At 57.6% G+C, this 21,259-nt stretch carries 19 protein-coding genes and 2 pseudogenes; 10 read left to right on the forward strand and 11 right to left on the reverse strand.

Annotated features, from left to right (window positions below; all coding sequences use genetic code 11):
• Positions 1-115: 115 nt before the first annotated feature.
• On the forward strand, positions 116-2,014 hold the full coding sequence (locus D3870_RS08635) for a potassium transporter Kup (RefSeq protein ID WP_119741871.1): 1,899 nt from the start codon (positions 116-118) through the stop codon (positions 2,012-2,014).
• Positions 2,015-2,027: 13 nt separating this feature from the next.
• Here the strand turns inward: D3870_RS08635 and D3870_RS08640 are convergent, their stop codons facing one another.
• The 5 genes from D3870_RS08640 to D3870_RS08660 form a co-directional block, all read right to left on the reverse strand.
• Positions 2,028-3,173 carry a metallophosphoesterase gene (locus tag D3870_RS08640; RefSeq protein ID WP_119738303.1) on the reverse strand — a complete coding sequence of 382 codons (1,146 nt, stop codon included), beginning with the start codon at positions 3,171-3,173 and terminating at the stop codon, positions 2,028-2,030.
• Between the two features lie 172 nt (positions 3,174-3,345).
• The gene (locus D3870_RS08645) at positions 3,346-3,849 is read right to left on the reverse strand and encodes a hypothetical protein (RefSeq protein ID WP_147375748.1); all 504 of its coding nucleotides are present in this window, start codon (positions 3,847-3,849) and stop codon (positions 3,346-3,348) included.
• A gap of 13 nt (positions 3,850-3,862) precedes the next feature.
• Positions 3,863-4,333, reverse strand: a complete 471-nt coding sequence (locus D3870_RS08650) for a hypothetical protein (RefSeq protein WP_147375749.1) — start codon at positions 4,331-4,333, stop codon at positions 3,863-3,865.
• Positions 4,334-4,459: 126 nt separating this feature from the next.
• Complete coding sequence (locus D3870_RS08655) at positions 4,460-4,771, reverse strand: YkvA family protein (RefSeq protein WP_119738309.1); 312 nt, start codon at positions 4,769-4,771, stop codon at positions 4,460-4,462.
• Between the two features lie 138 nt (positions 4,772-4,909).
• The gene (locus tag D3870_RS08660) at positions 4,910-5,302 is read right to left on the reverse strand and encodes a thioredoxin family protein (RefSeq protein ID WP_242489912.1); all 393 of its coding nucleotides are present in this window, start codon (positions 5,300-5,302) and stop codon (positions 4,910-4,912) included.
• On the opposite strand from D3870_RS08660, the pseudogene D3870_RS08665 reads away from it, so the two are divergent.
• From D3870_RS08665 to D3870_RS08675, 3 genes and pseudogenes are all read left to right on the forward strand, one after another.
• A pseudogene (locus D3870_RS08665) lies at positions 5,290-5,694 on the forward strand (carboxymuconolactone decarboxylase family protein); the annotation flags it as partial. The gene D3870_RS08660 and the pseudogene D3870_RS08665 sit on opposite strands and share 13 nt — an antisense overlap.
• A gap of 528 nt (positions 5,695-6,222) precedes the next feature.
• On the forward strand, positions 6,223-7,464 hold the full coding sequence (locus tag D3870_RS08670) for a two-component system sensor histidine kinase NtrB (protein WP_119738313.1): 1,242 nt from the start codon (positions 6,223-6,225) through the stop codon (positions 7,462-7,464).
• Positions 7,461-8,219, forward strand: coding sequence for a response regulator transcription factor (locus tag D3870_RS08675; RefSeq protein WP_119738315.1), 759 nt, complete (start codon positions 7,461-7,463; stop codon positions 8,217-8,219). The genes D3870_RS08670 and D3870_RS08675 overlap by 4 nt, the downstream gene beginning before the upstream one ends.
• A gap of 62 nt (positions 8,220-8,281) precedes the next feature.
• Here D3870_RS08675 and D3870_RS08680 read toward each other — a convergent pair whose 3' ends face one another.
• The 3 genes and pseudogenes from D3870_RS08680 to D3870_RS08690 form a co-directional block, all read right to left on the reverse strand.
• A complete protein-coding gene (locus D3870_RS08680; RefSeq protein ID WP_147375750.1) occupies positions 8,282-9,523 on the reverse strand; it encodes an NHL repeat-containing protein in 1,242 nt (413 codons plus the stop codon).
• Between the two features lie 112 nt (positions 9,524-9,635).
• Positions 9,636-10,086, reverse strand: a pseudogene (locus D3870_RS08685) (transposase); the annotation flags it as partial.
• A gap of 266 nt (positions 10,087-10,352) precedes the next feature.
• Entirely contained in the window at positions 10,353-11,588 is a 1,236-nt protein-coding gene (locus D3870_RS08690; protein ID WP_147375752.1) for an NHL domain-containing protein, read from the reverse strand.
• A 258-nt stretch (positions 11,589-11,846) separates the two neighbouring features.
• Here D3870_RS08690 and D3870_RS08695 point away from each other — a divergent pair, with 258 nt between their 5' ends.
• On the forward strand, positions 11,847-12,200 hold the full coding sequence (locus D3870_RS08695; protein ID WP_158590413.1) for a response regulator transcription factor: 354 nt from the start codon (positions 11,847-11,849) through the stop codon (positions 12,198-12,200).
• A 93-nt stretch (positions 12,201-12,293) separates the two neighbouring features.
• On the opposite strand, the gene D3870_RS08700 is transcribed toward D3870_RS08695, so the two are convergent.
• Together D3870_RS08700 and D3870_RS08705 are read right to left on the reverse strand one after the other, a co-directional pair.
• Positions 12,294-14,222: an AAA family ATPase gene (locus D3870_RS08700; protein WP_119738324.1), complete on the reverse strand. Its 1,929-nt coding sequence runs from the start codon at positions 14,220-14,222 to the stop codon at positions 12,294-12,296.
• A 361-nt stretch (positions 14,223-14,583) separates the two neighbouring features.
• Positions 14,584-15,081 carry a DUF4124 domain-containing protein gene (locus D3870_RS08705; protein WP_158590414.1) on the reverse strand — a complete coding sequence of 166 codons (498 nt, stop codon included), beginning with the start codon at positions 15,079-15,081 and terminating at the stop codon, positions 14,584-14,586.
• A gap of 306 nt (positions 15,082-15,387) precedes the next feature.
• On the opposite strand from D3870_RS08705, the gene D3870_RS08710 reads away from it, so the two are divergent.
• The 3 genes from D3870_RS08710 (at position 15,388) to D3870_RS08720 (ending at position 18,262) form a co-directional block, all read left to right on the forward strand.
• Positions 15,388-16,425, forward strand: coding sequence for a phospholipase A (locus tag D3870_RS08710; RefSeq protein ID WP_119738328.1), 1,038 nt, complete (start codon positions 15,388-15,390; stop codon positions 16,423-16,425).
• Positions 16,426-16,610: 185 nt separating this feature from the next.
• A complete protein-coding gene (locus tag D3870_RS08715) occupies positions 16,611-16,910 on the forward strand; it encodes a helix-turn-helix domain-containing protein (protein WP_119738330.1) in 300 nt (99 codons plus the stop codon).
• Positions 16,907-18,262, forward strand: a complete 1,356-nt coding sequence (locus D3870_RS08720; RefSeq protein ID WP_119738331.1) for a HipA domain-containing protein — start codon at positions 16,907-16,909, stop codon at positions 18,260-18,262. Before D3870_RS08715 ends, D3870_RS08720 begins: the two co-directional genes overlap by 4 nt.
• 185 nt (positions 18,263-18,447) lie before the next feature.
• Here the strand turns inward: D3870_RS08720 and D3870_RS08725 are convergent, their stop codons facing one another.
• A complete protein-coding gene (locus tag D3870_RS08725; protein WP_119741875.1) occupies positions 18,448-18,690 on the reverse strand; it encodes a LapA family protein in 243 nt (80 codons plus the stop codon).
• Positions 18,691-19,360: 670 nt separating this feature from the next.
• Between D3870_RS08725 and D3870_RS08730 the strand changes: the two genes are divergently transcribed.
• Positions 19,361-20,956 (forward strand): serine hydrolase, encoded by a 1,596-nt coding sequence (locus tag D3870_RS08730; protein ID WP_119741877.1) that lies wholly within the window; start codon positions 19,361-19,363, stop codon positions 20,954-20,956.
• Positions 20,957-20,992: 36 nt separating this feature from the next.
• The gene (locus D3870_RS08735) at positions 20,993-21,253 is read left to right on the forward strand and encodes a hypothetical protein (RefSeq protein WP_119738333.1); all 261 of its coding nucleotides are present in this window, start codon (positions 20,993-20,995) and stop codon (positions 21,251-21,253) included.
• Positions 21,254-21,259: the final 6 nt, after the last annotated feature.

Consider the following 21,259-nt stretch of genomic DNA (forward strand, 5'->3'; position numbering starts at 1 on the left):
AGTATGGCTTTGCGGAAACCCGGCAGGCTGTCGTGCCGGAATATGCGGAACGCAATGAAAGCGCATTCCCATGGTGGGCAATAACATCGATCCGGTAAGATACGCGTTTTACAACATGTCCGATTCAAGGCTCCCTTTGGTCTCCGATACATCCAAAAACAAACTAGCGGCATTCACTCTGGCTGCCATCGGCGTGGTCTACGGCGACATCGGTACAAGTCCCTTGTACACGATGAAGGAAATATTCTCGAAATCGCACGGCCTTGCGCTCACCACGGCCAATGTGTTGGGTGCGGTATCACTGATCTTCTGGGGCCTGACAATCATTGTCTCGCTGAAATACGTGACCCTCGTCCTGCGCGCCAACAATCGCGGCGAGGGCGGCATCATGGCCTTGCTGGCGCTGGCGCTGTCCGCCGTGACGGACAAATCGCGCTGGTATTACCCGGTGATGCTGATGGGCCTGATCGGCGCTGCCATGTTTTTCGGTGACGGCGTCATCACGCCTGCCATCTCGGTGCTGTCCGCGGTCGAAGGGCTGGAAGTCGCCACCCCGGCATTCAAGCCTTACGTCGTGCCGCTGACGGTGACGGTGCTGGTGGCGCTGTACCTGGTCCAGAAAGCGGGCACGGCCGGCATCGGAAAATGGTTCGGTCCGATCATGCTGATCTGGTTTGTCGCGCTGGCGGGCATGGGCATCGTCAATATCGTGGAAAACCCGGCCATTCTCGCCGCGCTCAATCCGCTCAATGCGCTCCATTTTCTGCTGCAAAACGGCTGGCTGGCGTTTGTCGCACTCGGTGCCGTCGTGCTGGCGTTCACGGGAGCAGAAGCCCTGTACGCGGACATGGGGCATTTCGGCAAGAAACCGATCCGCGCCGCATGGTTCTTCGTGGTCTTTCCCGGACTCTCGCTCAACTATCTGGGGCAGGGCGCGCTGCTGTTGTCGAATCCGGAAGCGGCTTCCAACCCGTTCTATCAGCAACTGGGGCCATGGAGCATCTACCCGCTGGTGATCCTTGCCACCATGGCGACCGTCATCGCGTCGCAGGCAACCATCTCCGGAACCTTTTCAATGACGCATCAGGCGATATCGCTCGGCTTCCTGCCGCGCATGAAAGTCATCTATACCTCCAAGCACGAGATCGGACAGATCTACATTCCGCTGGCGAACTGGCTGCAGTGCTTCGTGGTCATCCTCGCCGTGATCGGTTTTGGCTCGTCATCCAATCTCGCCGCCGCGTACGGCATCGCCGTCACCGTCACCATGCTGATCACGACGATTCTGACCTTCTTCGTGATCCGCTACCGCTGGGGCTATCCGCTGATGCTGTGCTGGGCGGCGACCGGTTTCTTCTTTGTCATCGATATCGCCCTTTTTTCCTCGACCACGCTCAAGATCATTCATGGCGGCTGGTTTCCGCTGGTGCTGGGTGCCGCGATCGTGCTGCTCATGATGACGTGGCGGACCGGACGCGAGCTGGTGTTCGAAAACCTGAAGAAGCATTCGATCGGCCTCGGCGACTTCCTGCAGTCGCTCTTCATGGGACCGCCGGTGCGCGTGGGCGGCACGGCCGTGTTCTTCCGTGCCGAAGGCGACGGCGTGCCGCACGCCATGCTGCACAACCTGCTGCACAACAAGGTGCTGCATGAACGCACCATCTTCCTGACGGTATTCAATGCCGACATCCCGACAATCCCGCCCGCCGAACGTGTCAAGGTCGAACCGCTCGGGCACGAGTGCTACCAGGTCAATGTGTACTACGGCTTCACCGACGAGCGCGACATTCCGCTGGCGCTCGACCAGTGCAAGAGCGCGGGGCTGGACTTCGACATGATGGAAACCTCCTTCTTCATCGCCCGCCAGACCGTGATTTCAAGCGTCGGCGGCGGCATGGCGTTGTGGCGCGAACAGCTGTTCGCCGCGCTGTCGCGCAATGCCCGCGATGCAGCGGATTACTACCGCGTTCCGCGCAATCGCGTCATCGAACTGGGGACGCAGGTCGAGATCTAAGCGCTCCGGCCCGTCATGACGTCAGCGCCGGCACCAGACGTACCCGCGTGATTTCCGAGGGAGCGCCGAATCGCTTTGGCGGCCCCCAATAGCCGGTGCCGCGGCTGGTGTAGACCCACAGCGCGCGCAACTTCTTCAGACCTGCGACATAGGGCTGCTGCATCGGCACAAACAGGTTCCAGGGAAAGAATTGTCCGCCATGCGTGTGGCCGGATAATTGCAGGTCGAATCCGGCATCGGCCGCCGCAGATGCCGTGCGGGGCTGGTGCGCCAGCAATACCTTCGCCCCGACACCATGCGGTGCACCGGCGAGCGCCGCATGCGGATCGCTGCGGTGCGATTCGTCAAAATGATGTGCCGTAAAGTCGGTGACGCCCGCCACCAGCAGCGATGCGCCTCCGTGGTTCAGCACGACATGCTCGTTCAGCAGGACAGTCAGGCCCAGCCGCCGCACTTCGGCGATCCAGGCGTGCGCATTCGAGTAATACTCATGGTTGCCGGTCACGAAATAGGTCCCGTGCCGTGCCGACAATCTCGCCAGCGGCGCGGTATGCGGCCTCAACTGGCTGACGCTGCCATCCACCAGGTCGCCGGTAATCGCGATGACATCCGCCTGCAGCGCATTGACTCTGTTGACGATCGCCTCCAGATAGCCGTGCTTGATGGTCGGACCGACGTGGATATCGCTGATCTGCGCGATGGTAAATCCGTGCAATGCCGCAGGCAGTCCGGCGATTGGCACGTCGACATCGACCACCCGCGCAACCCGGCGCGCATTGAGAAAGCCAATGAGGGAGGCAAGCCCGGCAAGGGCCGGCACCGCGATCGCCGTGCCGTGTACATATGCCGGCCCATGCAGTCCGATCAGCATTGCTATCAGCAAGGATGCATCGCGCAGCAATGTCAGCACGAACAGGGAAGAAAACACCCCCAGCGCGAACAGGCCGGCCCACGCAATGCGATCCGACAATGAGTGGCGTGCAAACCTTGACGCCAGCAAGCCGAGTGGTATCAGCGTCGCCGAGGCGAGCAGCCACAGCACACCAGACGCCTGAACAGCGCGCGCAAGCGGCAAGTCCGGCAGGATGCGCAGACCGATATATGCGTGCAGCAATGCCAGCAAGGCAATAATGACAAATCCGTAGCGGCGTCGCCTCATATGAGTGCAAAGGAAAAGGGAAGGGGGCCCGGTATCCGATTACCGAGACATGAGCTTTGCAGGTAGGGGCGACATGCCTGGATTCAATAGCGCAGGCAGGAGTAAAACTGGCAGCGGCTTGATCCGTGACCGGATCGGGCCGAGCCTGGCTGCGCATCGCTAGAGAGAGAAACTACTGAGGACGTGGAACTGCGCCCGGCGGGCCGGACGGGACAGGATAATCGGGGATGCGCAATTCGGTCATGCTGCGTCCATACGACTGGATCCGGTGTCCCTTCGCATACATGCATTGCTGATAACCGATGTCATATCGCCGTTGCACGGAGTAGGCTGCCCCTTGCGCCGTTCCGGTTCCTGCGAGGCCACCCAATGCCAGCCCCGTGCCGGCTCCGACGCCGGCCCCACTGCTGCCATTGATTGCTGCGCCTGCAGCAGCGCCAAGAATGGTACCGACAATGGCAGTCGCCACACCGCTGCTTGCACCTGCCTGGTTCGCTGTTGCGCCGTTGACTTGTTGTTCTGCAAACTGTCGGCACACAAGATCGTCGCCGCGGAACTGATCGAAATTCTTCCCGGTCCCCGGCAACACAAGGACGCTCGGCCCTGTCGGTACCGACGTGCATGCGGCAAGGAAAAGGGCTGTGAATGACATGCCGATATGGAGAATTCGACGCATGTCCATTGCTCCGTCAACGGCGTTGCAGCGACTGCGCCGGAACGGTCAGCCAGGCTTGCGAACAGGATTTAACGTTGGGGTAGTATCCCTTCGGGTTATTGCAGTAGAACCAGAAGGATACGGGCGGAGCTTGTGTCTGCGGTGCAGCGTTGCCATCCTGTTCCACGCTCGCTTGATCGACATATCCTTGCTCGATAAACAGGGGCGGCGAACTCTGGATCACAACCGCCTGCGGATACGGATAAGCGTAGTACGGCAAGGGCATCGCGGGCCGGTAATCGGGTCGGTAGTAGTAGCTCCAGCCGCCGGCGACCGGCGTGCCGACAATGATCGCAACCCGGCCATGCTGCTGAAAATGACCTCGGTGTGCATGCCCCTTGAACGCCACCACGCCGCTGCCATCATTCGGCCGAGCCCATGCAGTGGTACTTGCCAGCAAACCGAGCAGCAGGATCGCAATCGCAAGCTCCTTGCTCCGCTTCATCACAGTCTCCTTGCCGCGTCATACCGGCGTTGCGCCGGAATGCACAATCACGCATGAAATTAGACTGCGTGATGTTGGCCGAGTTTCAATCGGCCGAGGCAGACAGATTCAGCAGGGGGTAGGGGCCTACGACTTCCCGGGACGCAAGCGCAGACGTGACAGCCAGCCACCCGCCGCAGCCTGGGCATCACCAAGCACGCGCGGCGGTATCCGCTTGAGAATTGCCGGGATGGCCAATGCCAGCAGCGTCACATCGTCCGCCCATCCAATGACGGGAATCCAGTCGGGAAGCATGTCGATGGGGAAGATGGCATACAAGACCAGCAGGATCGCCCCCGCCTTGAGAAAGGTCGGCGTCGCCGGGTTGCGACAGGCATACCAGAGCACGACCGCATCGCGGCCAACGAACCGCAGCAAACGAAGCAGGCGAAGAAACATGATGACCTCCAGATCAATTACCGATTACGCACGCCGCACCGGTTCTGCGTAACAGCGCAGCCATTCATATTTGGGCAATCGCCGCAATTAAAAGTGCCATGAAGAGTGAATTGCGTATGGGTCGCCACAGCTTTCACTTCATGCAATCGGCTTGCCTGCCGCCTTCAGACGCGCATTGGCTACCGCTGCCTCGAATTGCGGCCCGTGCCATCCTGTCGCGCGGCCAAGCTTCTTTCCATTCTGAAAGAACATGAAAACCGGAATGCCGTGCAAGCCGAACCGCTGGCCAAGTTCAGGGTGCGCATAGACATTCGCGTGCAGCCACACGAGATCAAACGCCTGGATAGGATCGGGCCGCGCCAGCATCGCCTTCTTCGCCATGTCGCAATTGAAACAATCGATACCCCAGAAGAACACGCACACCAGCTTTTCGTCGGCATCGGCAATCGCATCGTCAATCGATTGTCCGTCCACTTCCCGCACGGCAAACGCGGCGAAGACAGTGCGGTCGATCCATGCTCGCCGCAGCATTTGCATTGAAGTCGAAGACACTCGTTGATGCCATCCGCGATTCCGGCCAACTCGCCGAAGTCGACTTGAATGCCGCGCTGACCGCTGCGTCACTGATGGGTATGAACAATGTGTGGTGCCCGTACGTCGAAATGGCCGACGACAACGATCTCAAGACCCATCGTCCGGAGCTGCGCATGAATGCGTATGCCACGCACGGTGGTGAGGATCGCCGCCGTTTCGAACTGTACGCGTTGGCTGCAAGCATCGTCGGCAAATGCCATTTCTGCATCCAGTCGCATTACAAACTGCTGAAGGAAGTCGGTATGACGGCAACGCAATTACGCGACGTCGGCCGCATCGCAGCGGTAGTCGTGGCGGCAGCGCAGGTTCTTGCCGCCGAAGGAAAATGAATGTCGGCGGACGCGATAGCGTCCGCACGTTGAGAATCGTCTCGACGATCCATTGATTCAAGCCGATAGCGACCGGTTCAAAGTCGCTGCCGACATGCGTCCCGCGTCGCGATATGAGAGGGCGCGGGACGGTACCAATACTTCAGCGGCATTCCCCCGCGGCCGTCCGCAAAGTCATCCTCTTGTTTTCCGGCTCTGCGCTCGCGCATGATCACACCCGGAATTCGCGCAACTCCCATCCTCTGAACGCAATCATCGGCAAATGCATTGCCATGCATGCCGGAACATTGCGTGAGCCAGCTCTTGCGTCAACGCACAAAGTGACGACGCCCACGGCAACATTGCGCTCGATCACCGTCAAGTTCCGATTAAAAGCTGCGAATCCTCAAATAACCTGCTCACGGCAGAGAATCGTCAGAATTATTGCGCCTGTATCCTGTCTGGATTTATCACAGAACCTTCGATGGCAAAAATGTGCTCAAAGAAAAATCCCGAAGACAGGCAACATCTCCGTTACGCATCGTTCAAATGTTGAGTGGAAATACCGACGTCGATGATCCGGCGAAGGACAGGCAGGTTTCTGCTCAATTACGCGAAGAGCTGGAGCGGTGTGCGGCTGCACACAACGACATATCGCTGAAACTCGAGCAGGCCAAAGATGCAGGGTGTAGTTCGGAAGGCCGCTTCGAAAAAGTGTTTCGCTTGTGTTCCGATGCGATGCTGATCTGCCGCTGCCGTGACGCGCGTACTCTGGCCGTGAACCATGGCTGGGAAACCCTGTTCGGATACAGCCGTGCGGAGGCTGCGGGGCGCAGCCTGCGCGAGTTGCGCATATTCGCGAATGACGAGGAGTGCATTGCCGTCTGCAAAGGAATCCAGTCACAGGTCTGCATTCGCCAACGCGATCTGAAAATGCTCGACCGGGCCGGCAAGGTGCGGAATGTTCTGCTGTCCGGCGAAGCGTTCGACAATGCCGGCGACGTGTCCTTCATCATCGTGATGCGCGACGTTACCGAACAACGCCGCATCGAATTGCGTGTGCAGAAGCAGCGCAAACAGTTGACGCACCTGGCGCGGGTGGCAGTACTGGGTCAGCTTTCCGCCGCGCTCGCGCATGAACTCAATCAGCCGCTGACCGCGATCCTGAGCAATGCGCATGCCGCCCAACGGTTTCTCGCGAGGGAGGATGTCGACCTGAATGAAATCCGCGACATCCTGCAGGATATCGTCGATGCGGACAGGCGCGCGGGCGACGTCATACACAGGCTGCGCGCATTGTTCCTGAAAGGCGAAATCAAGCTGCTGCCGCTGAATCTCAACGATGTGGTGACGGAAGTGCTTTCCCTCGCCCGCAGCGATCTGATCGCACGCAAGATTGATGTCGCGCTTCGGATGGAGCCGAATCTCCTCAACGTGCGTGGCGACCGCGTGCAGTTGCAGCAAGTACTACTCAACCTCATCACAAATGCCTGCGAGGCGATGATGGACGGCGCGAACGCGGTGCGCAGACTGGCCGTCGTCACATCAAACAGTGACGACGGCATGGTGCGGATGGAAATCTCCGACACGGGACAAGGTATCGAGCCGCATGCAATCGACAGGCTGTTCGATTCGTTCTTCACCACCAAGGCGCATGGACTTGGATTCGGCCTTTCCATCTCGCGTTCCATCATCACCGATCATGATGGCCGCATCGAGGCGATGAACAACAAGGAAGGCGGGGCGACATTTCGCGTCAACCTGCCTGCACATGCGGGAGAGCATGGATGAACAATGCGCCGACCGTCTTCATCGTTGATGACGATCCCGCCATACTCAAGGCGTTGGAGCGGCTTCTGCGTGCGGAAGGCTACGAAACGCGTGACTTCCAGTCTGCCGAAGAGTTTCTCGCGGGACACGATCCTTCCATCCCCGGCTGCATTGTTCTCGACATGATCATGCCGAATGTAAGCGGCCTCGCATTGCAGCAGGCATTGCGCGCATCGGGCTGCGATCGCTTCATCGTCTTCATGACCGGACTAAGCGATATCGCGGCCAGCGTACGGGCAATGAAAGATGGTGCAGTGGATTTTCTCAGCAAACCTTTTTCCGACAACATGTTTCTGGCGGCCGTCCGCGATGCGATCGCAAAGGATTGCATCGCACGGGAAATTTTCGCGGAACGGAAATCCATCCGGGATCGCATCGCAATGCTGACGCCGCGCGAGTATGAAGTATTGCAGCACATCATCTCCGGCCAGCTCAACAAGCAGATTGCCGCCGATCTCGGCACCGTGGAGAAAACCATCAAGGTGCACCGTGCGCGCGTCATGGAAAAAATGCAGGTGGCGTCCCTGGCCGAACTCGTTTGCGTGACCATGCGCATCGGATTGCCACATTCGGGCACCCGTACTCACCACGCCGGGATAGATACCACCGATTCTGCGATGGCATCCGTCAAGTTCGATTCCGGCATTCCTGGCACATATCCTTCCCTTGCACGGCGATTCGGCGACCGCATGCACCTTCGCGGCGATGCGAAATAGCGGTATATAGAACGTTTTGAAATCGAAACCTAATGAGGTCAATCGGGAGATTGGCCTCATTTCTAATCCGAGCTCTCTATCTGGCGCGGAGCTCCGGCGATGGTAGTTACCTTGCCGTCATGCGTTACTCGCCGAATTGTGCCGTTTGCAGTATCCACCACGTATACGTTTCCATCCACACTGGCGGTGATCCCTCTGGGAAGGAAAAAATCTGCCTCTTGGCCGATTCCATCTGCACTTCCTTCATGATTCAAATCGTAAGGTTTGCCGGCAATCGTTTTCACCGTGCCGTCTGTAGTGATCCTTCTGACGACGCTGTGTGTGCCGCCTGATCTTCCCCCATTCACTGTGCTCTCGATAGCGAATATCGTCCCATCATTCGCAACGGTTATGTTAAGAAGAGGGATGAATGAGGCATTGCTACCTATTCCATCGACACTAATAAGTGCGCCATCTTTTCTGATTCCTCCGGCTATTAAAGTAGGTATTCCTGATCTTGAAAGCCTATGTATCCCATAAAAATCCCCTACGATGAGATCGCCTGCACTGTCTATTGCTAGACCACCGGATGAGGAGAGCCCGTTGGGTTCATTTACAAGTCCTTTTTCTTGATAAAAGATGCTGACATTTCCATTTCTATCGATTCTTTTTATAGCGCTGTTTCCGCGGTCTGCGACATAGAGGCTCCCATCGGAATCTATCGCAATATTTGCAATTTCCCTAAATCTGGCATTTGATCCCGGTCCGCTTGTATTGCCTTCCTCGTTCACGTCTCCCGCAACTGTCGTCACTAATCCTTCGGTAGACAATTTTCGGATCGCATTGCCATCGACGAAATAGAGGGTGCCATCCGCCGTCGCCGTGATGCTCTGCAGATTCGTAAAGCGTGCGCTTTCTATCGGACCGTCTGTCGTGCCGGCGACACCAACCGCTCCAGCAATCGTGGAGACTTTCATGTCGGGAGCGATTTTTCGTATCGTGTAGTTACCGGTGTCGGTAACGTAGAGATTGCCTTTGCTATCGGAAGTGATTCCCGTAGGCGAAGAGAAACGCGCCGTTGCGGCACGCGTCGGCGTGGATGTGTCCGGGTTTGTTGTACCAGTTGAAGTCGAGCCTCCAGTACCCGGAGAGTCCGGCGATGTGCCCCCTGTTTCGCCGGAGGTACTTGCCGTGGACGAGCTAGACGAGGGCTGGCCGGATGCACTGCTGCTTCCTCCGCCTCCACCGCATGCCGCCAACAGCAAGCCGAGTAACACCGGCACGAATGCGCGCATTCCCCACCCGTGGGTGAAGTGTTTGACCATATCGATCCCCAATAGAAAGTTGTCGTCCTGAAGCGGTATGTAGAAAGACTACGGCGGGGACGTTCTCTCTTCGTGAGAATGGTCAATCTCCAACTTGCGTTTTGCCAAAAGTCAGCACAGAGGGTAATCGGCGCTGCCGCAAAACGGCTTCGAGCGCGTTGTTATCGCCGTAAAAGCAATCGGCCACGATCGCCTTGAACGCAATGCCGGCCGCCTGTGCGCGCTCGACCAGGGACAAGGCGATTTGCGGCTTGGTCTGGAACGCAGGGTCTTGCGCGTGGTAACGGCGACGATGCCGTTATCGATCTTGCCGACCGAACCGAGGTACTGGCGCGCGACATGGTCGGTGGCGCAGCCATCCTTGCGGTCGCCGGTGTCGTCGATGACGAGCACGCCATCGGCGGTGGAGGCGGTCAGCGGATCGGCCCCGCGCAATTGCAACGTGCGTGCCGTGATCGCGTCGACCTCCCAGGTCGATTCGGGCAGAAAGAATTGCAATGCTGCACAGGCGCGGCTTGTGCTTGGACCAGCGGTTCGGCGCCAGCAAGCGCGGTGAGCGTCTTGTGCCACCAGCAAAAGGCGAAGGCACAGCACACCAGCGCCCAGTGGCGGCGAATGGCGCGGTCGTTTGCTTACGATTATTTACTATGGGCATGACAATATTCTGCTCGGCATGCCGTCGAACCCTGCTAATGGGGCAATCGGAAATAAATTCCAGTGTATGTATGATGGGGTTGCGTGTCCGAAGCTCGACACATCTCCCCCTGACACTAAAAGGCGCCTGTTAAGTAGACGCCTTTTATGTACATAGAGAAAAAATTAACGTTAGTTAGTCAGAGCTTCCTTGTTCGCGGGCTTTCCCGGCAATGGTCGTTACCATTCCATCTGGCGTAACCCGCCGAATCAATTCGTTGCTGTTGTCTGCAACATAGAGGTTGCCATCGATATTGGCGGTGATCCCCTCCGGATAAAAGAAGTTCGCAGTTCGCCCTTGTCCATCACTGCTCCCCGGAGAATTGAAGCAGTCATAAGGTTTTCCCGCAATTGTGGTAACAACACCGTTTTGATCGATCTTACGGACGACACTGTGAGTGCCACTGCACATAGGACCTTCCACTTGACTCTCGGTAATATAAAGAACCCCTACTTTATCTATCGTCATATTTCGTATATCGACGAGTACGGCATCAGATCCGGTTCCATCGCGACTCATCGAGTTACCATCCTTTTTACCTCCAGCAAACAAACTCAGCTCTCCCCTCGGGCTCAACTTCCAAATGCCATACCAATCCCCTACGTACAAGTTGTCATGGCCATCAATTGTTAATCCGCTGAGCCCCCACATCGGCAATCGAGCATTAAGCACAGTGCTCACTGCGCCATCGGGAGTCAGCTTGCGGACCGCATCGTTGGCGGTAACATAAATCGTTCCATCTTTGCCGACCGCTAGATTGCCCAGAGTATTAAACCGGGCTGCACTGCCCACTGCATCGTCATACCCATATTCATTGACATTGCCTGCCAAGGTAGTAACCACGCCATCTGTGGATAGCGCCCGAATGGCGTACTGATCAACGACGTATAGCGTGCCGCTCGGCGAAACCGTAATGCTGCGCAAATCCGTGAACTGGGCGCTTGCGGCAGGACCATCAACATTGCCTTTCACTCCGACTGTTCCCGCAATCGTGCTGACCTTGAGATTGGGTGTGATTTTGCGGATGACATAGTTTCCGCCATCGGCGACATATAAATTTCCTTGGCTATCGGAGGTGATGCCTCGAGGGGCGTAGAAGCGGGCAGTGGGGCTGGGCGTTGGCGTTGATGAACTCGGATCGGTTGTAGTTGTGCCAGGCGTAGTCGTTCCTCCTGTTCCAGTGCCGGGGGAGTCTGTCGATGTGCCGCCTGTTCCGCCGGAGGTGTTTGCGGTCGACGAGCTAGGCGATGGGTTGCCGGATGCACCGCCGCTTCCTCCACCGCCGCCGCACGCCGCCAACAGCAAACCGAATAAGGCCGGTACGAATGCGCGCATTCCCCACGCGCGGGTGAAGTGTTTGACCATATCCATCCCCAATAGAAAGTTGTCGTCCTGAAGCGGTATGTAGAAAGACTACGGCGGGGACGTTCTCTCTCCGTGAGAATGGTCAATCTCCAACTTGCGTTTTGCCAAAAGTCAGCACATAGGGTAATCGGCGCTGCCGCAAAGCGGCTTAACAAATTACCGATAGTCTGGCGACAAGCTGTTAGACCAAGGTCCAATTACGCATTGCGCGCCTGGCTTGTATAAGGTGGTATGACATCCATACGCTCCACCGTGATTGCCGTCGTGGACGACGAGGTTTCTGTGCGCAAGGCGCTGCTGCGGCTGGTTCGCGCCGCGGGCCGCGATGCACGGATGTTCGCCACTGCGCGGGAGTTCCTGGACACCTTGCCGTACTGCAGTTACGACTGCGTCGTTCTCGACCTGCACATGCCGGGCATGAGCGGATTCGACGTGCTGCGCGACCCGGCTTTCGTTGGCGTGCATATTCCTACCGTGATCATTTCCGCCGATGACGATTCGGATATTCGCGAGGAGTGCATCGATGCCGGTGTCTCCGACTTTCTTTGCAAACCGTTTGGCGACCAAGAGTTGCTCGATGCGATAGACACCGCAATGAGGAAGACTTTTCCGCTCTGATCGCATCATCAAAAGCAGGACGGCCGCAAGGCAGCGATCAATGCTGCGTTGCGGCCGTTTGTCTCGGCAGAGGGGCGTCTCGAAAGGAGGGCGTCAGGCTGCCTTGGCGTAGTCTTGCGGCTCCGTCAAGTCAGCCAGCAAGGCAAACACTTCGTCCTTCGATAACACATAACGATCGAGCAATGTGCCTTTCAGCGCCACCATGATGTCCTTGTAACCCTTGATGGCGTCCAGCGTGCGGGTATACAGCTCGTCCGCCTTGCCCTCGACCTGCTTGACTGCCTCGTCGCGCGAACCATCGCCTTGCAGTTGCGTGTAATCGAGCTTGGAGCGCGAATACATCGACAGGCGGTTGACCATGAGGTCGAGCTTGGCCGTGACCTTCTGGATGTCGTTCTGGCTGCCGACCGAGATACCGCGTGCGCCGTAGAACAGTTCTTCCGCCGCAACGCCGCCGTACAGCTGCATGATGTCCTGCTCCATCTCTTCCAGCGTCTGCAGCGACACGTCTTCACCCGAAGAAAGAACATAGCCCAGCGCGCCGATCTTGGAGACCGATTCGGTGCTGATCTTGAGCAGATGCGATTTTTCCTTCACTTCCTCCCAGCTCATGCCTTGGCGCAGGTACGGATCGATCTGCATGAAGAAGTGGCCGAGTTCGTGCAATGCCACGCGTTCGCGCTGCTTGTCTTTTTCCGCAGTCGTGGCGCGGTCGGTCATGCCGATCGATGCGCGTTCGAATGCGCGGAACAGCACGTCCGTCGTGATCACGGTCTTTTCCTGAATCGCGATCATGCTGGCGCGATCGACCACGGTTTCCACCAGCGCCGGGCTGAGGTTGGCCGTAATGTCCGCCACATAGTCGAGGTTCATGTCCGACCAGTTCACGCAGCCTTGATCCTTCTTCGACAGGAACACGTTCAGCAATTCGTGACGCTCCGATCGGTTCGGCAGACGGAAGTTGATCTTCACCGAGAAGCGGCGCAGCATCGCCTCGTCCATTTGCATGTTGACATCATCGAAGTTGGACGCCACCACCCAGATGATGCCCGCACCTTCATCGCTCTTGATGCCGTCGAGCAGGCCGAGCAGCGTGTTGGCGGTGTCGTCATCCCACTTCTTGTCGCCGCGTCCGCGCGGCATGAAGAGGCTCTGCGCTTCGTCGAGGAAGATGATGCAGCGGCCTTCCTTGCATGCCTTTTTGTAAATCGCATTGAGCGCCTTGGAACCGCCGCCGACAAAGCCCGACTCCAGACCCGAGCCGGATGCCTGGATCAGGGGAATGTCCAGCTTCTTGGCCAGATAGCCTGCCAGCTTGGTCTTGCCGGTGCCCGCCGGCCCGGTCAGCATGACATTGAACGGCTTGTCGATGTTGTGCGAACGATAAAGGCTGCGGTTGCGGATCATCTCTTCCAGGTGCGCGACTTCCTGCTTGATGTCCTCCATGCCGACCAGGTCGTCCATGCTGCCCTTCAGGCTGTCAGGCTTGATCACCGATGCGCTGGCGCCCGTCATGCCGGGAATGCCTTTGCGCAAGGCAAAGAAGAGGAAAACCAGCAGCGCGATACCAATGGCGTTGCGCAGGAAGAAAGTGCCGGCCTCGGCAGCGAAGCCGGTTTTCGATTGTTCGTCTTCGAGGATCGCCGTGTTCGACGCCAGGAATTCTTCCTTGGCGATGGAGTAGGGGATCGCGTTCTTCAGCAGCACTTCACGCTCGAGATTGGCATGCGATGTGCTGGGCACTTTCACGACGTGAATCGTTTCATCGCTCCGGTACTTGTACACGTAACGCGGGAAATCCGACAAGGGATTGGCGAGCAGCAGGTATTCAAGCCGGCTCTTGTTGGCAGCCAGTGCGGTGATTTGCGAAATGTCCTGCGAGTGCACCACAGGCGCGGCCTTCGGCAATACCGTCGGCTTGTAGACGACCGCAGCAACCGCGCCGATCGCGATCAGCAGCAGGAACGCGACGCGCACGTAGATGTTCTTCGACGATTGATACACTTTTGAAAAGCTTGGCATTGATCAGTCCTGTCAGAGAGGCTTGTCCGGATCGCACAATGCTGGAATCTGTGCTGCGGACAACGTTTCCGGTATTCATTCCTAGGACAGACTGCCTCGCTATTGGTTGCTTCGATTAAAGATTAAATTTCGCTTTTACGACGATATTTTTGGCGTTTCCTGACCAACTGGTAACGAAGATTGGTGCTTGAACATGCTTTGTTCCGCACTGCGGATCAAGCGAGCAGATTCAGGACCGCCCGTAAGGCTTCGTTCGATTCCAGCACGTGATAATCCGCTATCGCCCACGATATTCGATTGCCAATTGCAGACCGTCGAATACGGTCATTGCAATCGCGACTGCGGTCCGCTCTTACTCCGCTTACTTCAGGCGCTCATATTCTGTTCGCGCCCGATCCAGATCCAGTTCCGACAAATCGATCTCTTGCTGCAAGTCGCGAATGCGTTCCCAGTACGCCTCGTTCAAGCGGTTGAAGCGTCCCACAGTGCCTTGCCTTTCACCCGGACCGGGAACCAGACCGTGCATGTATGCATACCGCGCCGTTTGCATTCGCTGCGATGCTCTGCAGACATCGTTGTACGCCGCAGCAAGACTGATGCTGCGCAGTACGGCAAGCCGATCCGCACGCGCCATGTCCTGCTCCAGCTTGCGTTTGGCAACACCTTGGGCCTCGGTTTCGGCGCGGCTCATGGGGGGCACGCGGACAATGCCCGCCTGCTTTCCGCCTCTCGGCGCGGTCTGCGAATACAAGGTCGAACCGTCGGGCATCTTGTATCGGTAGATGGTTGTCGCATCGACGTGTGCCGAGATGCAGACCAGCAGTATGGAGAGAAGAAGGCGGGGAGTGCGGTCAGTCATGGCAAGTCCTTCGCGGCACACGCGGTGCGGCAGCATGGATTCCCCTTTTCCATTGCCGCAAGGCTTTGAATTTTTACAATGTTGTGCTTTCAGCTCGATAGCTTACTCGCGGCCGCGCATTGCGTTTTCGCCTTGTGCTGCGTCATTGATCCATGTCTAATTCCGCCGGAAAGCTTGTCTGCAGACTATGTTTACAGCACTATGCGAGGAGCATATTTTCGTGAGTGCAACAGATCACGAATAATTGCTACGATTGCCGTAGAAAATTATCATTCAGCGCGGCGATCGCATACCCGGTTCAGACACATGACATATCACCATCCACCCTATCCACGATTGATCATTCTTTCCTTGTTGTTCAGCGGTTCCGCTTTCGCCGCGGATCAATCAGCTGCGTTCGCGGATTGCGCGCGCGTCGCCGAGAACAAGCTGCGGCTGGAATGCTATGACCGCCTTGCCGAGCGCGCAAGCGATGCACCGGCGGATGCCGCGAACGCAGCAGCGCCGGCTGCGGAAACTGCGATCGCGGAAGAGAAAAGACTGCAGGAAGAACCCTTCAGCCTCGTCAAGCATTGGGAATTGGACGACGCACACAAGCGCGGAACCTTCGCATTCCGTCCACACACGCCAAACTACGTGCTGTTGGCTAACACCAGCCGCGATCCGAACGTCGCGCCTTTCGAGCCGCTCATCGCGCTTGATCCCGACAACCCGAAGGTTTCAAACACGGAACTTTCGTTCCAGCTCGGCTTCAAGGTCAAGGCACTGGAAAACGTGATCAACAAGAGCGATCTGTGGTTCGGGTACACACAGCGCAGTTTCTGGCAGGCATACAACAGCGATGCGTCCAGCCCGTTCAGGGAAACCAACTATCAGCCCGAGGTGATGTTCGTCACGCCGCTCAATTTCGACTTGCTCGGGCTGCACACCCGCTTCGTCAATGTGGGACTGGTGCACCAATCCAATGGCCAGTCTGGGAGCCTGTCGCGCAGCTGGAACCGCGTCTATGTACAAGCCGGCTTCGAGCGCGGCGACTTCAATGTGCTGGCGCGCGTCTGGCACCGCTTCCATGAAAATCAGAGCGAGGATGACAACCCGGATATCGTCGATTACATGGGACGCGGCGACCTCATCGCCAACTACCGCTGGCGCGGCCATGATTTTTCGGTTCTTGCCCGGCGCAACTTCGACACCGGCAAAGGCGCCGTGCAGCTGGGCTGGGGCTTCCCGCTGTCAGAGCAGCTGAAGGGCTATATCCAGTTCTTTTCAGGCTATGGCCAGTCGCTCATCGACTACAACAGTTATCAACAAAGCATCGGCCTTGGTTTCCTGATCGACTTTTGATGCGAATGGCAGTCAATGGAGTGAATGATTTTCGCTGTTTCTTTGGTCTATAAATTCTGCTATTTCAGAATTTAATAGTGAGATCACCCTTGGTTTTCAAATAATTCTGCCATAGTAGAATTTACCTTGCGACCAAACTGGATTCGCCATAAAATTCTGCTATTGCAGAATTAAAGGCGGAATCCATGAAAACGATACGGCCAACGTCTTTCCCCAAAGACCCCTTCATTGACACCACCGCAGTGGTCGCGCAAGCGATCAAAGCCGCGCGGACGCAAGCCGGACTTCGACTCGCCGATGCCGCGCTCCTCGCCAGGGTGTCGCTGCAGACGCTTGTGGATGTCGAGGCTGGAAAGCCGGGAGTCAGCCTCGGCAAGGTGCTGCAGATCGCGGATGCCATCGGTGTCAGTTTTTTTGCAATTCCATCCTCCCGCCGCGAGCAGATTCGCCATCAGCTTGCCCATCTCAATGAGGGCACCGAATGAAGCTGGCTGTCTGGACTCAGGAACACAGGATCGGTGATTTGTCCTATGACGGTGCCACCGGGCGATTCGCGTTTGAGTATGCCCCGGCGTGGCTGGAATGGGACCAGCGATTTGCCCTGTGCCCCTCCTTGCCGCTGACGCAAACCCCGCAGGAAACGCCGGAGCAGCACAGCGCGGCGGTTCGCCAGTTTTTTCAGAACCTGTTGCCCGAAGGCCAGGCGCTGGATGACGCGGCACGCGTGAGCAATGTCTCCAAGGCAAACGTGCTCGGCCTTCTCCATGCGCTCGGGCGGGAAACCGCCGGCGCATTGGTGATCTCGCTCCCTGACGAACGTCCTGATCGAATCGAAGTATCGCCGCGCCTGTTGTCCGACGCGGAATTGTCCGAGCGGATTCGGCACCGCCCCTCGGAGCCATTCACGGTCTGGGATGGCAAGGTACGCCTGTCCATCGCCGGCTATCAGGACAAGCTCGCGGTATACGAGCATGAAGGGCAATGGTTTCTTGTGGAAGATCCGACGCTGGCGTCAACCCTCATCCTGAAGCCGGAACCGGTTCGACAGCAGATGGCCGGCATGACAACCAATGAGCTGATGTGCCTGCGACTGGCGCACGCGCTCAAGCTGCCCGCCGCGAAGGCCAGCCTCAGGCACGTGCCGGAACCGGTGCTGGTGATTGAACGTTTTGACCGCAAGCTGAAGGAGGGAAGGGCAGGCCGGATGGAGGTCCAACGCCTTCACTGCATCGACGGCTGTCAGGCGCTGGGGTTGCCCGTCGACTTCAAGTACGAACGTCCCTACGGCGATGGGGAGCATGTCAAAAATATTCGAGACGGCGCATCCCTCAGGCGTTTTTTCAGTCTCCTGAGCGACAAAACGAAAATTCCTGCGCCCGGTGTCGCGCAACTGGAATTCCTGCGCTGGGTGATCTTTCAGGTGCTCATCGGAAACACGGATGCGCACGCGAAGAATCTCAGCTTCTTCAGCAGCGTGCGCGGGTTGCAGCTTGCGCCGACCTACGATCTCGTCAGCGGACTGGTCTTTGCCGGCGACGGCGTGCTCGATTCATTGGCCATGGCGATTGGCGACAATTTCGACCCCGTCGCGATTTCCGCCTACGACTGGGCCCAACTCGCGCATGAAAACAATCTGCATCCGCGCCTGGTGGCGGGCGAGGTAAAGCGCCTCGCGCAAGCGTGCAAGCAGGCGCTGCCGACGCTGATGAGCGAGTTGGCGGAGGAGGGTGCGGAAGCCTCGATGATGACGCGCGTTGCCGCTGTCATCGAGCGACAATGCGAAGAGGCCTTGCGTGTCGCGCCTCACATCACGAAGATCGACGCAGTCCTTTTCTAAGCAGGTCCGCAAAAGTTTTTTGACATGCCGTAGGGTGCGTTCCACGCACCGTTCGCCTCTCGCAACTGGACGACATTGGCCCGTGCCAGGTGAGACGGTGCGTGGAACGCACCCTACGAATTGGCCAGCTAGCGGAGATGAATTCGATGTCAAAAAACTTTTGCATACCTGTTTAGACCGACGGATCACAATGGCCGCCCCTTGTCCACCCAGGTCTTCTTTGATCCTTCCAGCGCCCATCGTATGAGCGACCATGCGCCGCCGCCAGTGACCATGCCGAGCAAATAGATGACAGCGACAAGAATCGCGAGCGGGGCGCTGATGCTGAGGCCGAGGAAAGACACTGTGACGACCTGAAAATTCTGCAACGCGAAAATCAGCGTCGCTACGATGAGCAGGGTAACCACCGACATGTAGAACCAACGCATATTCGATCCTTCCGATTTTGCGACGATCAAAGCTTGTTCTTGCAGATCCGACCGTCCTTCATGATCAGCGCAAGATATCGCTTCCTTTCGCGAGCATGCCGGCGGGCCGGGAGACCACTGCCTCGTCGGCCAGGGGCAGATATATCTGAACGATCACGCCACGCATGCCCCCGCTGCGGACCTCGCAAGTCACCGTCGCCAGATTTGCGCTGCGCTTGACGCCTTGACGCGCGAGAACGAGAAATCCAGGGCTTCCCGATAAAACCGCTGAACAGAATGGTGCGCGACGGTGCATCTGATGGGTTGATGGATGCCATGCGCCATTACAGAAAATCATAGCCAACCGGACTCGTGCTCACTATTGGACTTTGGTCTCATCACAGCCAGCACTGCGTCCGCCAAGGTTTGTTTTTTATGGAGAAGTTTGCAATTTCCGCCAGCATTTCGCGCCGGTTACTAATTTCCATGCAGATCACCTGACGCCGCAGGCCTTGCGACAGATCAGATTTGCTGGATCTTGTCGCAGTCTCGTTCCTTGGCTGTCGATACACCGCCCGCTAGAGTGAGACATGCTTCGAAAATAATTCGTCCGGGCTTACGGCCGTTGATCGCCTCATTCATTCTCGGAAGAAAATCAACACACGCTCAGAGGTCGTCTATGTATAACGCCATGCGTACTGCCGTATTGCTCGCACTGTTTGGCGTATTGCTGACGGCTTGTGGCGGGGGAGGAATGGCACCGGTAGCGGCTGTTTCCAGCAATGCATCCCCATCCAGCACAACCGATACATCGGATTCCGAGTCACCGGGCCAAGGCTCGGGCGTGCCCATTCCTGCGGGACAGATCGATCGCGCCGTCAGCCAACTTGACGCGATGGCGGCCGACATCATGGCCCGAACGGGCATTCCGGGAATGGCGGTCGCCGTGGTGCATGGCGGACAGACCGTGTATGCCAAGGGCTTCGGCGTGCGCGCGGCAGGCAATCCCGCACTCGTGGATGCGGATACCGTGTTTCAGCTTGCATCGATGTCGAAGTCGATTGGCGCCACCGTGGTGGCACAGCAGGTTGGCGCAGGGCGGGTGAAATGGGACACGCCGGTTCAAGCGAACCTGCCTTCGTTCTCGCTGGCCGATCCCTACATCAGCGAAAAGATGACCATCGGCGACCTGTATTCCCACCGGTCGGGCCTGCCTTCCCATGCCGGAGACAAGCTGGAAGATCTCGGCTATGACCGTACGCAGGTACTCAATCGCCTGCGGTACTCGCCGCTGACGCCGTTTCGCGTGACGTATGCCTACACGAATTTCGGCCTGACGGCCGCCGCAGAATCCGTCGCTATCGCAGCGGGAGTGGACTGGGCAACACTCTCGGAACAATCGATCTACCACCCTCTGGGAATGAATTCGACCAGCTCCCGTTTCGCCGACTATCAAGCGCGCCCCAATCGCGCCGTGGGGCACGTCAAGGTGAACGGCAGCTTTGTCGTCGGAGTAGCGCGCGAGCCCGATGCGCAATCGCCTGCCGGTGGCGTGACCTCATCGGTCAACGACGTGGCGAAATGGCTGGCGTTCCTGTTGGCCAATGGTTCCGTCGGCGGCCGCCAGCTGGTGGATGCGAGTGCATTGCAACCGGCGACCTCACCGCAGATCGTTTCCATTCCATCCTCCAGCATGGATGAACGTTCCGGCTTCTATGGCTATGGATTCAACGTCAGCACTTCTGCGGCGGGAAGGATGATGATCAGCCATTCCGGCGCATTCGCACTGGGTGCAGCCACCGCGTTCACGGCCATCCCGTCAGCGGATGTGGCGATCGTCGTCCTGACGAATGCCGCCCCCTACGGCATACCCGAGACATTGACCGCACAGTTCGCGGACCTGGTCCAGTTCGGTCGCATGGAACGCGACTGGGAAGCGTTTTTCACGAAAGCATTCGCGCCCTTTTTAACGCCGGAAGGATCGCTGGTCGGCGTTGCGAAACCAGTGAGTCCGGCGCCGGCCAAGGTGCTTTCGTCTTACGTCGGCATCTATCAAAACGACTACTACGGCCCGCTGCAAGTCGTCAACAACCAGGGCTCGCTGGAGCTGCGTCTTGGACCAAAGCCGATGACGTATCCGCTTTCGCATTGGGATGGAGATGTCTTCACGTTCACGCTCAATAACGAGAACGCGCCACCCGGCACGATATCCAAGGCGAGTTTCTCATCCGGGAAGGTGGTGCTCGAGTACTTTGACGACGGCGGACTGGGCACGTTCGTGCGTTGATTTCGATGGTGATGTCTGCGCGCGAAGTCGAGTTGCTTGACCGCGTTGAATGTGGTGTCGATGCTTGTGCAGGCCCGATCGTGTTTTGGTGTTTTTCTCGGCTTGCCGCTAAAGGCTGGCTGGAAGAAGGCACAGAAGATCACATGCGGATTCGGCCAGACGCGGCAATCCATCGAGCTATCGGACACGATTACTTCAACAAACGAAATTGTGGGCGGGATTGCTTCTTGCGGTTTCTTGCGATATGTTATTTTACATAATGCAAATTATGCGGAACTTTATGCGGAAGTCATTTGAGCATCT

Origin of the sequence: Noviherbaspirillum cavernae, from assembly GCF_003590875.1 — a bacterium.
Taxonomy (GTDB): Bacteria; Pseudomonadota; Gammaproteobacteria; order Burkholderiales; family Burkholderiaceae_D; genus Noviherbaspirillum; species Noviherbaspirillum cavernae.

Excerpts from the sequence above, each read along its gene's own strand:
- D3870_RS08675 (WP_119738315.1), top strand. The coding sequence starts at position 7,461 with ATGAACAATGCGCCGACCGTCTTCATCGTTGATGACGATCCCGCCATA.
- D3870_RS08655 (WP_119738309.1), bottom strand. The coding sequence starts at position 4,771 with ATGTTTCTTCGCCTGCTTCGTTTGCTGCGGTTCGTTGGCCGCGATGCG.
- D3870_RS08660 (WP_242489912.1), bottom strand. The coding sequence starts at position 5,302 with ATGCTGCGGCGAGCATGGATCGACCGCACTGTCTTCGCCGCGTTTGCC.
- D3870_RS08690 (WP_147375752.1), bottom strand. The coding sequence starts at position 11,588 with ATGGATATGGTCAAACACTTCACCCGCGCGTGGGGAATGCGCGCATTC.
- D3870_RS08640 (WP_119738303.1), bottom strand. The coding sequence starts at position 3,173 with ATGAGGCGACGCCGCTACGGATTTGTCATTATTGCCTTGCTGGCATTG.
- D3870_RS08700 (WP_119738324.1), bottom strand. The coding sequence starts at position 14,222 with ATGCCAAGCTTTTCAAAAGTGTATCAATCGTCGAAGAACATCTACGTG.
- D3870_RS08725 (WP_119741875.1), bottom strand. The coding sequence starts at position 18,690 with ATGCGTTGGTTCTACATGTCGGTGGTTACCCTGCTCATCGTAGCGACG.
- D3870_RS08645 (WP_147375748.1), bottom strand. The coding sequence starts at position 3,849 with ATGCGTCGAATTCTCCATATCGGCATGTCATTCACAGCCCTTTTCCTT.
- D3870_RS08650 (WP_147375749.1), bottom strand. The coding sequence starts at position 4,333 with ATGAAGCGGAGCAAGGAGCTTGCGATTGCGATCCTGCTGCTCGGTTTG.
- D3870_RS08720 (WP_119738331.1), top strand. The coding sequence starts at position 16,907 with ATGAAGCTGGCTGTCTGGACTCAGGAACACAGGATCGGTGATTTGTCC.
- D3870_RS08715 (WP_119738330.1), top strand. The coding sequence starts at position 16,611 with ATGAAAACGATACGGCCAACGTCTTTCCCCAAAGACCCCTTCATTGAC.
- D3870_RS08730 (WP_119741877.1), top strand. The coding sequence starts at position 19,361 with ATGCGTACTGCCGTATTGCTCGCACTGTTTGGCGTATTGCTGACGGCT.
- D3870_RS08710 (WP_119738328.1), top strand. The coding sequence starts at position 15,388 with ATGACATATCACCATCCACCCTATCCACGATTGATCATTCTTTCCTTG.
- D3870_RS08670 (WP_119738313.1), top strand. The coding sequence starts at position 6,223 with ATGTTGAGTGGAAATACCGACGTCGATGATCCGGCGAAGGACAGGCAG.
- D3870_RS08680 (WP_147375750.1), bottom strand. The coding sequence starts at position 9,523 with ATGGTCAAACACTTCACCCACGGGTGGGGAATGCGCGCATTCGTGCCG.
- D3870_RS08705 (WP_158590414.1), bottom strand. The coding sequence starts at position 15,081 with ATGACTGACCGCACTCCCCGCCTTCTTCTCTCCATACTGCTGGTCTGC.
- D3870_RS08635 (WP_119741871.1), top strand. The coding sequence starts at position 116 with ATGTCCGATTCAAGGCTCCCTTTGGTCTCCGATACATCCAAAAACAAA.